Origin of the sequence: Pseudomonas entomophila (assembly GCF_018417595.1) — a bacterium.
Taxonomy (GTDB): domain Bacteria; phylum Pseudomonadota; class Gammaproteobacteria; order Pseudomonadales; family Pseudomonadaceae; genus Aquipseudomonas; species Aquipseudomonas entomophila_C.
This window is the reverse complement of the sequence record NZ_CP070982.1, coordinates 1,231,059-1,244,672: the sequence shown is the minus strand read 5'-3', so window position 1 is coordinate 1,244,672 and position 13,614 is coordinate 1,231,059. Positions and strand designations below refer to the sequence as shown.

The 13,614-nt window shown below is 63.5% G+C and carries 7 protein-coding genes; 3 read left to right on the top strand and 4 right to left on the bottom strand.

Annotated elements, in window-relative coordinates; translation table 11 throughout:
* The first annotated feature begins 34 nt into the window (after nt 1-34).
* From JYG34_RS05460 to JYG34_RS05450, 3 genes are all read left to right on the top strand, one after another.
* Nucleotides 35-5,464 (top strand): SpvB/TcaC N-terminal domain-containing protein, encoded by a 5,430-nt coding sequence (locus tag JYG34_RS05460; protein ID WP_213659790.1) that lies wholly within the window; start codon nt 35-37, stop codon nt 5,462-5,464.
* Between the two features lie 252 nt (nt 5,465-5,716).
* Nucleotides 5,717-7,063: a carbohydrate porin gene (locus tag JYG34_RS05455; RefSeq protein WP_213659789.1), complete on the top strand. Its 1,347-nt coding sequence runs from the start codon at nt 5,717-5,719 to the stop codon at nt 7,061-7,063.
* Nucleotides 7,064-7,094: 31 nt separating this feature from the next.
* Nucleotides 7,095-9,506, top strand: a complete 2,412-nt coding sequence (locus tag JYG34_RS05450) for a glucose/quinate/shikimate family membrane-bound PQQ-dependent dehydrogenase (protein ID WP_213659788.1) — start codon at nt 7,095-7,097, stop codon at nt 9,504-9,506.
* Between the two features lie 99 nt (nt 9,507-9,605).
* On the opposite strand, the gene pcaC is transcribed toward JYG34_RS05450, so the two are convergent.
* The 4 genes from pcaC to JYG34_RS05430 are packed head-to-tail and all read right to left on the bottom strand — an operon-like array spanning nt 9,606 to nt 13,464.
* On the bottom strand, nt 9,606-9,998 hold the full coding sequence (pcaC, locus tag JYG34_RS05445; RefSeq protein WP_213659787.1) for a 4-carboxymuconolactone decarboxylase: 393 nt from the start codon (nt 9,996-9,998) through the stop codon (nt 9,606-9,608).
* 10 nt (nt 9,999-10,008) lie between these two features.
* Nucleotides 10,009-10,800: a 3-oxoadipate enol-lactonase gene (gene pcaD / locus JYG34_RS05440; RefSeq protein ID WP_213659786.1), complete on the bottom strand. Its 792-nt coding sequence runs from the start codon at nt 10,798-10,800 to the stop codon at nt 10,009-10,011.
* Between the two features lie 12 nt (nt 10,801-10,812).
* Entirely contained in the window at nt 10,813-12,165 is a 1,353-nt protein-coding gene (locus JYG34_RS05435) for a 3-carboxy-cis,cis-muconate cycloisomerase (protein WP_213659785.1), read from the bottom strand.
* 9 nt (nt 12,166-12,174) lie between these two features.
* Complete coding sequence (locus JYG34_RS05430; RefSeq protein WP_011532482.1) at nt 12,175-13,464, bottom strand: MFS family transporter; 1,290 nt, start codon at nt 13,462-13,464, stop codon at nt 12,175-12,177.
* Between the last annotated feature and the right edge of the window lie 150 nt (nt 13,465-13,614).

The window sequence follows — 13,614 nt, the reverse complement described above, 5'->3', positions numbered from 1 at the left end:
CGTCTTCTGGATGCCATTGCCTTGGAGGTGCCCCATGCCTGAACAGTCTGCTTCGGTTCCAGAGGAAAGCCGTGCGTCCTTCTATACGCCACCGACACTCCCCAAAGGTGGCGGCACGGTCTCGGTGGGCGGTGGCATGCTGTCTGCCGGTGGCCCCGACGGCAGCGCCGGCTGGCAACTGCCGCTACCGTCCCCCGCCGGGCGGAGCCTGTCGGCCGCGTTGACGCTGCAATACTCCTCCGGCGGTGGCAACAGCGCGTTCGGTGCAGGCTGGGAATGCCCGTTGCCGGCGGTGTTCGTGATGACCCGGTTTGGTGTCCCCAAGTACGACGGCAATAACCAGGTGGTAGGGCCATCGGGTGTGGAAATACTGAAGATCGGTGAACCTGACGACGATGAGCTGCTGAAGCGCGCCGGCATCGTGGGCGACTACACTGGCACCGCGTGGCGCGCGCGGACCTTCAACCCCACGAAAAACCCCACGGAGCGCCTGGAACATTGGGTGCCCAAGGGCACCCCGACTCATCCAGGCTTCTGGCTGCATGTTCTGCCGGACAACAGCCTGTCGCTCTATGGCTGGTCGCCATCGGCCCGACTGCAAGAAACCGAAAAGCCAGGTATCCCTGCACCGAGGCGCGTCGCCGGCTGGTATATCGAAGAGACCCAGTCCGCCAATCGCGACGACCATCTTGTGTACCGCTACCGCAAGGAGGATGAAGAAGACTGCAGTCCGGAAGAAATTCAGTCCCATCCGAGGGTTGCCAATGTCTATCCGGATACGGTCTACGCCAGATATTTCAAAAAAGTCCCGAAGACACTGCTGATCCCCACGGATGCCTTCAAGGAGGACGATTTCCTGGAGTTTGCCCAATTCTATTATGGTGAATTCGAAACCGGCCCGGGTAAACCGCCCCCCCCTGCTCGGAAAGACGGCCAGGAAATCAAATGGCCGGTTCGCGAGGACCGCCATTCATTCTGGCGTTATGGCTTTAACGTGCGCCTGCGCCGCCGCTGCCAGGATGTGGTGCTCTGGCGCCGCACCGGGATCTTGGGTGGCGGTAGCGACACTACACCGGAGCCCGTCGATCACAAGCACCTGAGCTACGACAGTAGCGCGGTGACCAATCTCCTGAGCGCTGCTGAAACGATCATTCCGAATTCGATTGTCAGCGGTAAGATTGCCAAGGGCTCGATCACCAATGGCACGATCATCATTGACGGCCAAAAACAAAAAACTGATTGCACGATCATTGACGGCCAAATAACTGATTGCATGATAACCGACTGCACGCTCAGCAACGGTACGATCATCAATGGGACCCTCACCGATTGCACAGTTATCAAATGTACGATTATTGAATGTAAGGTCACCGAGGGTGAGATCACCGGCGGTAAGATCATCAATGGCACGATAGTCAACAACGCGAAAACCAACGGCAAGATCAAGTACGAAAAATATTCGCGCATGCCGCCGCTGGAATTCTGGATGACCCGCCCCGGCCGAAAAATCAGGGATCGCCAGGCAAACGAAGTGAAGTCCATCGACTGGGATCCCCTGCCCGCCCTGAACGGTTTCTGGCATGACCGCTGGCAGGTGGCCGACCTCTATGGCGAAGGCATACCTGGCATCCTGTACCTCGACGACGGCGCCTGGTACTACCGCGCGCCACAACGTATGGACAACACCGCGGGTAAAGACCTTGTCACCTGGGGCGAGGCCAAGCAGCTGGGGTTTCCCATGGGCGCCGCCAACGGCTCCTTGGTCGACCTCAATAGCGATGGCCAGCCGGAATGGCTGGTCATCGCGGATGCCCTGCGAGGGAGCTTCACACTGGCACCGGACGGCACTTGGGGAGCCTGGGTACCGCTGGCAGGAACACCGTCGGAGTATGGTCATCCACATGTGCGAATGGCAGACCTCACCGGCAACAGCCAGGACGACGTCATCTTGCTGAGGGCCTTGGGCCCAAGGACAGTGCGCCTGTACCCGGCAAACGGTACGAAAGGCTGGCTGACCTCCGTGGAAGGGGATTATCAAGGCAGTGAACCGTTGCCATCGCTGGACGACTCCGAGCATGAGTTGGTTGCCTTCGCCGATCCAGCAGGCAGTGGCCAACAGCACTTGGTGAGAATCACGGGCAACAGCGTGACCCTATGGCCGTCGCTAGGTCATGGCAGATTCGACGATGCACTGAAAATCGGTGGTTTTGAAGTCGAGAATTTCAGCGCCTCGCGGGTATTCCTGGCCGACACCGACGGTTCCGGCACCACGGACATCCTCTACATGGAGCCAGACGGCATCCAGGTATTCGTCAGCCAGTGTGGCAACCAGTACACGAAAGGCGTTTTCATTCCCGCCCCCGAAGGCATGACACTGGACACGAAATGCCGGCTGCAGGTTGCCGACCTCCGTGGGCAGGGCACCGCCGACCTGTTGCTGACCCAAAACCACGGTGGCGAAGACAACGAACCGCGAAGCTGGATGTACCGTTTCAACGACCATCGCCCCTGGTTGCTGGCCAAGGTGTCAGACAATGCAGGCACCTGCACCCAGCTGGAATACCGCAGCTCGGCGCAGGCCTGGCTCGACCAGAAGGCCGACGTGCTCGCCCGCACCGGAAGAACGCCCGTGAGCTATCTGCCCTTCCCCGTGCACACAGTCAGCCGGGAGACGACGATCAACGAAATTACTGGGCTCAGCGTTGGTCGCGAGAGAACTTACCTCGGTGGCGTATGGGATGGCCAGGAGCGTGAGTTCGCCGGTTTCACCCGGCTGATCCAGCGCGACACCAACGAACAGGCACAACTGGCGGCAGCAGACCTGTCACCACCGAGCCGCACCTGTACCTGGTTCCATACCGGGATCGAGGCACGCGATCTTGTCGCGGAGGGTGCCTTTGTCGACATGGACGCACACTTCCCCCAAGGACCCGTTCGCTTCACCCACTGGACCGGTGGCAATGAGCCCCCCTTGGAGCCAACGCCTTCAGTGCGCCCTTGGTTGTACCGTGCCATACGTGGCCAGGTGCGGCGCATCGAGGTGTATGGTGAAGACGACAGCGATCGGGCCGACAAGCCCTACAGTGTTGTCACCAATCGCCTCCAAGTACGCATGCACGACACCGCCGATGCCGAGCGCCCGGCGGCCTTGGTGACACCCGTGGAGGTACTGACCTTCGCCTGCGAACGCATCACCGAGGATCCGGTGGTAACCCAATCGATCGTCATCGAGCAGGACGAATACGGGAATGTTCTGCAGAGTGCCGCCATCAACTACCCTCGGCTGCTGTCTCCTGTCGAGCTGGCGGAGGAAGATACGGCGCGGCGCATCTACCCAGAAGCACTGCCCGAGGGGCTGATCTCCGCCAGTTGCGATGACCAGCAGTACGACTGCTGGATCAACCTGACCCGTGCAACCGTGCACAACCTGACGGAAAACGGTAACTGGGTGATCGGGCTTCCCGGCTCGACCCGCTCGGATGCCGTGCTCATCCCCAGCTCCGAAATCCCGGAGGGCGGATACTCGATAGACAAATGGCCGGACTTGCCATCGGCATACGCCGACAAATTCACCCTGACCGGCTATCAGAAAGTCCTCTGGCGCAAGGCTGACGGCAGCGGCATCTCCGCCACCCCATCGATTCCGGCGCTGGTGGCCTATACCCGCACGGCGATGTTGGACGAGGCCTCGGTCGAGGCCTTGCAACCTACGTTCGACCTTACCCTGCAGCAGCTGGTTACGGACGCACTGGTTACGCCCAATGCTGACCTTGCCGTTCTGACCCGTGTGCACAAGCGCCTGCCGACACCCGATGCGGAAGTACTCTATGCGGTACTGATGAACTACCTGATGCAGAGCAAACCGTTGGACACGGCAGCCTGCCAAGTACTGCGCAATGCCTTGAAGCAAATCATCTCCGTTGAAGAGCTGTGCCTGCTGCTGATGATCGCCGACCCCGCCGAACTGCCAGAAGGCCTGCAGGACGCACTGTACAAGCAGAACCGCGTACCAGATGCGGAACTGGCGGATGTGATGCTCTGGTTTGCCGACCTGGCAGGCGCGGGTAGCGATGACATGAACACTCTCTATGTCGCGCTGGCCAAGTCGATCCCCGAACCTGTTTTCTGGCGTTCCGTCCTGGCGGGTTGCCAGTCGGTGGACCAGCCCTCTATCTTGCCGTTCCACGCTCGGACCTGGCTCAAGCAGGTCCAAACGCTGCTTGGTAAACGAGTGCAGGTGGAGTCACTGAAAGGCATGTTGAAGCGTGGGGGCTACATTGCAATGAGCCGTCCAGCAGATGCACCAGAGCTGGATGACCCTCAGGACCCAGAAGGCCTGGGCGCACCTGGCATCCCGTTCGAGCCCACGATTGAAGGGGCCTATGCCGGACACCACGGCATCACCCTCTATCACGACGAAACGCATTTCTGGTTACCCAAAACCGTTCAGGAAAACACCGTCACCGGCCCTGTTCAGCTGGCGTACACCGCGCATGACATTGCCGTGAACAAGGTGACCGATGCGGCTGGCTTGAGCAGCGAAGTGAAAGCCTATGACTGGCGATTCCTGACCCCCATCGAAATGCTCGATGCCAATGACAACACCAGCAAGGTGACATTGGATTCGTTGGGGCGGGTCCTGCATACGCGCTTCTATGGTACGGAGGCTGGTAAACCGGAGCATGTCGGCTACGACAAGGTCAAGTTATTCACTCCGCCGCTCACCGTCGAAAAGGCCGTGGCGTTGAACAACACCAAGAACGTACCCGTGGCACAGGCGTTTACGGTTATCGCCGACAGTTGGATGCCCCTGAAGCTGCTAGCCGACGGCACCAACTCCGCTCAACGCTGCAGCGAACGGGAATGGGAGCGTGACGCCGAACACCTGCAACGCGATGGCATTGTGGCGCAGCCAACGATGGATGGCCGTGCGCCCCCCCACGTCATTCAGATCCAGACCGACCGCTATGACAGCGATCCGGAGCAACAAGTACGCGTACAGGTGATGTTGAACGGCGGCGGACAAGTGCTGCAGACCGCCGTCCGCCATCCGCCAGGAGAAGCCTTTGTCTTCGATGCCGAAACGGGTGGGCTCAAGACGGATGCCGATGGCAACGCAGTGACCGAGCACGCGGATGTCCGCTGGGCAGTCACCGGCAAGACGGAATTCGACAACAAGGGTCAACCCGTACGGGTCTGGCTGCCCTTCTATCTCAACGACTGGCACTGGGTGAGCAATGACAGCGCCCGCAAGAAGAACAACGGCATCTATGCCGATACCCACGTCTACGATGCATTGGGCCGGGAATACAAGGTCGTGCGAGCGGCAGGTGAAGAGGTCGGCGGTGAATGGGCGAATTACGAGCAACACGTGCAGGCCTACCCCTGGTTCACGGTCGCGGAGGATGAGAACGACACCTGGAAGGATGTGATCGACCGGGCGAAGCGCAAACGCGAACGCTGACAACTGGAGCGCAGCAAACGGGCAAGGCCTGACCTGAGAATGGCAGTCCTTGCCCGACACGCCGCTGACTGTTACCGCAGAAGCAACAATCCCCTGCGACATTTTGTCTTTTTTTCTTACAACTTCCCCTATATCCTCCCCGCCGCAAGCTGAATCGCTTCATCTGATACCTTTCGTAGCCATTCCCTTTTCGAAAACCCGCGCTTCGTCGCGCTTGCCGTTTCTTCAATAATCAAAAGATAGCGCTATCTCATGTTCCAACTGCCCAAGACCCGTTATTCCAGCCTCGCCCTGGCCACCCTGCTCGGCGGCCTCTCCCCCACCACCGGCGCCAACGAGATGTTCGCCAAGGATTCCCCCTGGATGCTTGGTGACTGGGGCGGCACCCGCAGCGAGCTGCTGGAGAAAGGCTACGACTTCACCCTCGGCTACACCGGCGAGATGGGCAGCAACCTGCACGGCGGCTACAGCCATGACCGCGCCGCGCGCTACAGCGACCAGTTCACCTTCGGCGTCAACATGGACCTGCAGAAGATCCTCGGCTGGCAGGACACCGAGTTCCAGCTGACCGTCACCGAGCGCCATGGCGACAACATCAGCAACGACCGCATCAACGACCCGCGCGTCGGCGGCTTCACCTCGGCCCAGGAAGTCTGGGGCCGTGGCGAGACCTGGCGACTGACCCAGATGTGGATCAAGCAGAAATACTTCGACGGCGCGCTGGACGTGAAATTCGGCCGTTTCGGTGAGGGCGAGGACTTCAACAGCTTCCCCTGCGACTTCCAGAACCTGGCGTTCTGCGGCTCGCAGGTGGGTAACTGGGTCGGTGGCATCTGGTACAACTGGCCGGTCAGCCAGTGGGCCCTGCGCGTGCGCTACAACCTGAGCGACGAGCTCTACGCCCAGGTCGGCGTGTACGAGCAGAACCCCTCCAACCTCGAGAGCAACAACGGCTTCAAGCTCAGTGGCAGCGGCACCCAAGGCGCGGTGATGCCGGTCGAGCTGGTCTGGAGCCCGCGGGTCAATGGCCTGAAAGGGGAATATCGCGCCGGCTACTACTACAGTAATGCCAAGGCACAGGATGTACTCAAGGACAGCCAAGGCACGCCGGCCGCCATCAGCGGTGCCGCCTACCGCAGCAGCTCGAGCAAGCACGGCCTGTGGTTGGGCGCCCAGCAGCAGGTGACCTCGCAGGCCTCCGACCAGTCCCGCGGCCTGAGCCTGTTCGCCAACGCCACGGTGCACGACAAGAAGACCAATGCCATCGACAACTATGTTCAGGCAGGTGTGGTTTACAAAGGGCCCTTCGATGCCCGCGCCAAGGACGACATCGGTTTCGCCCTGGCCCGCGTGCACGTCAACCCCGGCTACCGCAAGAACGCCCGCCTCATCAACCAGGCCAACGGCCTGGACGACTACGACAACCCCGGCTTCCTGCCCGTGCAGGACACCGAGTACAGCGCCGAACTCTACTACGGCATCCACCTGGCCGACTGGCTCACGGTGCGCCCGAACCTGCAGTACATCCGCCACCCGGGCGGCGTGTCGCATGTCGACGACGCGCTGATCGGTGGCCTGAAGATCCAGAGCACTTTCTAACCCGACCCTTCCACACTACGGAGAACATACGATGAGCACTGACGGTGCCAAGAATGGAACCCGCTGGCTACCGCGCCTGATGGGCGTGCTGCTGTTGCTGATGGGCCTGGCCCTGCTGGCCGGCGGCATCAAGCTGAGCCAGCTGGGCGGTTCGCTTTACTACCTGATCGCCGGGATCGCCTTCGCCCTGTCCGGCATCCTGCTGCTGGCCAAGCGCCGCATCGCCCTGGGCCTGTATGGCCTGGTGCTGCTGGGCAGCACCGTGTGGGCGCTGTGGGAGGTTGGTCTGGACTGGTGGCAACTGGTGCCGCGCCTGGCCATCTGGTTCGCCATCGGCGTGGTCCTGCTGCTGCCGTGGGCCCGCCGCCCGCTGCAAGGCCCGGCTTCGAAGCTCAATACCGCCCTGCTCAGCGTGGCCGTGGTGGCTTCCGGCGCGACCGCGGTCGCCAGCCAGTTCACCCACCCGGGCGAAATCCGTGGCGCGTTCAGCCGCGACGACAGCGAGATGGGCAGCGCCGCGCCGGCCATGCCGGACGGTGAATGGCAGGCCTATGGCCGCACCGAGCATGGCGACCGCTACTCGCCGCTGCGCCAGATCACCCCGCAGAACGCCTACCGCCTGGAAGAAGCCTGGCGCATCCGCACCGGCGACCTGCCGACCGAAAACGACCCGGTGGAGCTGACCAACCAGAACACCCCGCTGAAGGTCAACGGCATGCTCTATGCCTGCACCGCCCACAGCCGGCTGCTGGCCCTGGACCCGGACACCGGCGCCGAGATCTGGCGCTACGACCCGCAGGTCAAGAGCCCCACCGGCACCTTCAAGGGCTTCGCCCACATGACCTGCCGCGGCGTCTCGTACTACGACGAGAACAACTACGTCAGCCGTGACGGCAGCCCGGCACCAAAGGTGTCCGACGCCGGCCAGGCCGTGGCCCAGGCCTGCCCTCGCCGCCTCTACCTGCCCACCGCCGACGCCCGCCTGATCGCCATCAACGCCGACACCGGCAAGGTCTGCGAAGGCTTCGCCAACCAGGGCGTGATCGACCTGACCCGCGGCATCGGCCCGTTCACCGCCGGCGGCTACTACTCCACCTCGCCGGCCGCGATCACCCGCAGCCTGGTGATCATCGGTGGCCACGTCACCGACAACGAGTCGACCAACGAACCGTCCGGCGTGATCCGCGCCTACGACGTGCACGACGGCCACCTGGTGTGGAACTGGGACAGCAACAACCCGGACGACACCAAGCCCCTGGCCGACGGCAAGCTGTACAGCCGCAACTCGGCCAACATGTGGTCGATCGCCAGCGTCGACGAAGACCTCGGCATGATCTACCTGCCCCTGGGCAACCAGACCCCCGACCAGTGGGGCGCCGACCGCACACCGGGCGCCGAGAAGTACAGCGCCGGCATCGTCGCCCTGGACCTGGCCACCGGCAAGGCGCGCTGGAACTACCAATTCACCCACCACGACCTGTGGGACATGGACGTCGGCAGCCAGCCGACCCTGGTCCACCTGAAGACCGATGACGGCGTCAAGCCGGCGGTGATCGTGCCGACCAAGCAAGGCAGCCTGTACGTGCTCGACCGCCGCGACGGCACCCCGATCGTGCCGATCCGCGAAATCCCGGTACCGCAAGGCGCCGTGAAGGGCGACCACACCGCGCCGACCCAAGCCCGCTCCGATCTCAACCTGCTCGGCCCGGAACTGACCGAACAGGCCATGTGGGGCGCCACGCCGTTCGACCAGATGCTCTGCCGCATCCAGTTCCGCGGCCTGCGCTACGAAGGCCAGTACACCCCGCCGTCCGAGCAGGGCAGCCTGGTCTACCCGGGCAACGTCGGCGTGTTCAACTGGGGCAGCGTGTCGGTCGACCCGGTGCGCCAACTGCTGTTCACCTCGCCGAACTACATGGCCTTCGTGTCGAAGATGATCCCCCGCGAGCAGGTGGCCGAAGGCAGCAAGCGCGAAAGCGAGACCAGCGGCGTGCAACCCAACGCTGGCGCGCCGTACGCGGTGACCATGCACCCGTTCATGTCACCGATCGGCATCCCGTGCCAGGCGCCGGCCTGGGGCTATGTGGCGGCCATCGACCTGTTCACCAACAAGGTGGTGTGGAAGCACAAGAACGGCACCACCCGTGACAGCACCCCGGTACCGATCGGCATGCCGGTGGGCGTCCCCAGCATGGGCGGTTCGATCGTCACCGCCGGTGGCGTCGGCTTCCTCAGCGGCACCCTGGACCAGTACCTGCGCGCCTATGACGTGAAGAACGGCCAGGAGCTGTGGAAAGGCCGCCTGCCGGCAGGCGGCCAGGCCACACCGATGACCTACACCGGCAAGGACGGCAAGCAGTATGTGCTGGTGACCGCTGGCGGCCACGGCTCGCTGGGCACCCGCATGGGCGACTACATCATCGCCTACAAGCTGGCTGACTAAGCCTGCTCGCGGGGTGGTGCAAGCACCACCCCATCATGCAACGAGGCCGCTGCCATTCGACTGGCAGCGGCCTCGTTTCGTTTCGGGTCAGCGGGTCACTCAACCGCGCGACTCGACCCCCAGCTCATCCCACACCGATTCCGCCAGGTGGAACGTGGCATTGGCTGCGGGAATCCCGCAGTAGATCGCGCTCTGCATGATCACTTCCTTGATCTCTTCCCGCGTCACACCATTGTTGGCGGCCGCGCGCAGGTGCAGCTTGAGCTCGTCGTTGCGGTTCATGCCGATCAGCATGGCGATGGTGATCAGGCTGCGGGTATGCCGGGGCAGCCCGGGGCGGGTCCAGATATCACCCCAGGCATGGCGGGTGATCATCTCCTGGAACTCGCCATTGAAGTCGTTGAGCTTCTCCAGGCTACGGTCGACATGGGCGTCGCCCAGCACCGCGCGGCGCACCTGCATGCCTGCTTCGTAGCGTTGTTTCTCGTCCACGGTCGGCTCCTCAGCGGTTCAGCAGGAAGTCGAGCACACGGCGGCTGAACGGCGCGCCAATCTCGACGTTGGACAAGTGCGCCGCCGGGAACTCGACGTATTCGGCACCGAGGATGCCGGCCTGCATGAAACGACCATGTTCGGGGGTGGTAACCGCATCGGCGGTGCCGGCGACGATCAAGGTCGGCACCTGGATATGGTTGAGCTGGTCACGCAGGTCGGCATCGCGCACCGCGCCACAGTTGGCCGCGTAGCCTTCGGGCGAAGTCTGCGCCAGCATCTGGCAGATGCGCTGGGCCTGCTCCGGCTCGGCCGCGGCGAAGGCCGGGGTGAACCAGCGGGCGATCGAGGCATCGCGCAGCTCGCCCATGGCCTGTCGGCCGCCCTTGAGCACCGTGTCGATACGGGTATTCCAGACCTCGTCGCTGCCAATCTTCGCCGCCGTGTTGCACAGGGTCAGGCTGAGCAGGCGATGGCCGGCGTTGATCGCCAGCCACTGGCCGATCAGGCCGCCCATGGACAGGCCGACGAAATGGGCTTTTTCGATATCCAGGGCATCGAGCAGGGCCAGCACATCACCACCCAGTTGCTCGATGCTGTAGGGGCCAGCGGTCACCAACGACTCGCCGTGCCCCCGGGTGTCGTAGCGCAGCACGCGAAAATGCTCGCGCCACGCCGGGACCTGCGCATCCCACATGTGCAAGTCGGTGCCCAGCGAGTTGGACAGCACCAGCACCGGGGCATCGGCAGGGCCATCGAGTTGGTAATGCAGTTCGCCATCGGCCAGTTGCACGTGCGCCACAGCGGTCTCCTTTCAGGCGGTGAAACGTTGATGTTCGGCCACGGCGCGCGCCACCCAGACACGGGCCTGACCAAGGTAATGGGCAGGGTCGAGCAAGCGGTCAAGCTCATCGGCGGACAACTCGGCGCTGACCTGCGGCTCGTCGCCGAGCACGGCACGCAAGTGGCGCTGCTCGGCCACCGCGCGCTGGCAGCACTGCTCCAGCAGGTGATGGGCGCGGTCGCGCCCCAGGCGCTGGGCCAGGACGATGCTGACCGCTTCGGCCAGCACCAGGCCCTGGGTGAGGTCGAGGTTGCGGCGCATGCGCGCGGCATCCACCTCCATGCCTTCGGCGATCACCTGGGCCTGGCGCAGGGCGCCGGAGACCAGGCAGCAGATCTCCGGCAGGGTTTCCCACTCGGCGTGCCACAGGCCCAGGCTGCGCTCATGCTCCTGGGGCATGGCGGCGAACAGTGTCGAGACCAGCCCCGGCACGCGAGTGGCGGCGCCGATCAGCACCGCCGCCCCCACCGGGTTGCGCTTGTGCGGCATGGTCGAAGAACCGCCCTTGCCCGGCGCGGCAGGTTCGAACAGCTCGCCCGCCTCGGTCTGCATCAGCAGGCTGACATCGCGGCCGAGCTTGCCCAGGCTGCCGGCGATCAGGCCCAGCACCGAGGCAAACTCCACCAGACGGTCGCGCTGGGTGTGCCACGGTTGCTCGGGCACGCTCAATTCAAGCTGTTCAGCCAGCGCCTCGGCCACCGGCAGGGCCTTGCTGCCCAATGCCGCCAGGCTGCCGGAGGCACCGCCGAACTGCAGCACCAGCAGGCGCGGTCGCAGTTGCTTGAGGCGCTGGCGATGGCGGGTCAAGGCACCGAGCACGCCAGCCAGTTTCATACCCAGCGTCACCGGTGTGGCGTGCTGCAACCAGGTCCGCCCCACCAACGGCGTGTCGGCATGCTGCAATGCCTGGCGGGCCAGGGTGTCGGCCAACTTGGCAAGGTCGCTTTCAATCAGCGCCAGCGCATCGCGCAACTGCAAAACCAGACCGCTGTCCATCGCATCCTGGCTGGTGGCGCCCAGGTGCACGTAGCGCTCGGCCTCGGGCACGCCGCTGGCGACCACCTTGCCCAGCGCCTTGACCAGCGGGATCGCCGAATTGCCGGCGACGGCGATGGCCTGCGCCAGGGCCTGCACATCGTAGCGCTCGGCCTTGCACGCCGCCTCGATGGCCATCACCGCCGTGTGCGGCACCAACCCGGCGGCCGCCTCGGCGCGGGCCAGCGCGGCCTCGAAGTCGAGCATGCCTTGCAGCCGGCCACGATCGGAAAAAACCTCGCGCATGGCCGGCGCGGTGAAGTAGGCATCGAACAGCTGGTTGCTCATGCAATGTCCTTAGTGATCATGGTGCAGGTACGCCGCCTGCTTCGGCAGGCGCAGGCTGAACAGGAAGGCGATCGCCATCATGGCGGTCACGTACCAGTAGAAGGTGTTCTCCATGCCCATGTTTTTCAAGTTCAGGGCCACATACTCGGCCGAGCCGCCGAACACCGCGTTGGCCACCGCATAGGCCAGGCCGACACCCAGGGCGCGTACCTGCGGCGGAAACATCTCGGCCTTCACCAGGCCACTGATGGAGGTGTAGAAACTGACGATGCACAGCGCCAGGGTCACCAGCACGAAGGCCATGAACGGGCTGGTGACGGTCTTCAGCGCCATCAGCAGCGGCACGGTGAAAATCGTCCCCAGCGCGCCGAACAGCAGCATCGAGTTGCGTCGGCCGATACGGTCCGAGAGCATGCCGAACACCGGCTGCAGGATCATGAACAGGAACAGCGCGCCGGTCATCACGAAGCTGGCGCTCTTGGCGTTCATCCCGGCTGTGTTGACCAGGTACTTCTGCATGTAGGTGGTGAAGGTGTAGAAGATCAGCGAACCACCGGCGGTGTAGCCAAGCACCGTGATGAAGGCGGCGGTGTGGTGACGGAACAGGCCGCCGATGGTCCCGGCCTCCTTGTCCTGGCGGTTCTCGGCGCTGCTGGTCTCTTTCAGCGAGCGGCGCAGCATCAGCGAGATCAGCGCGGCGATGGCGCCGACCACGAAGGGGATGCGCCAGCCGTAGGCACGCAGCTCTTCCTCGGTGAGCAGTTGCTGCAGGATCACCACCACCAGCACCGCCAGCAACTGGCCGCCGATCAGGGTGACGTACTGGAACGAGGCGAAGAAACCGCGCTGGCCGCGCAGGGCCACTTCGCTCATGTAGGTGGCGGTGGTGCCGTACTCGCCGCCCACCGACAGCCCCTGGATCAACCGTGCCAGCAACAGCAGGGCCGGCGCCCAGGCACCAATGCTGGCGTAGGTGGGCAGGCAGGCGATGATCAGCGAGCCGAAGCACATCATCAACACCGAGGTCATCAGCGAATTCTTGCGCCCATGACGGTCCGCCAGGCGGCCGAAGATCCAGCCACCGATGGGGCGCATCAGGAAGCCGGCGGCGAATACCCCGGCGGTGTTGAGCAATTGCACGGTGGGGTTGTCGGAGGGGAAGAAGGCCGGGGCGAAATAGATCGCGCAGAAGGCGTAGACATAGAAGTCGAACCATTCCACCAGGTTGCCCGACGAGGCGCCGACGATGGCGAAGATGCGTTTGCTGCGTTCTTCGCCGGTGTAGTAGCTGGAAGTCATGGTGTTTTTCACTCCTGGGGGGTCACTGCAAAGTCTAGACATGCCCAGTAACAATCTCGTTCCACTTCAACACACCGCCTACTGTGTGGGAGCGGCCTTGTGTCGCTAAAGGGCTGCGTAGCAGCCCCAGGATCTGAAGGCCCCTTCAAG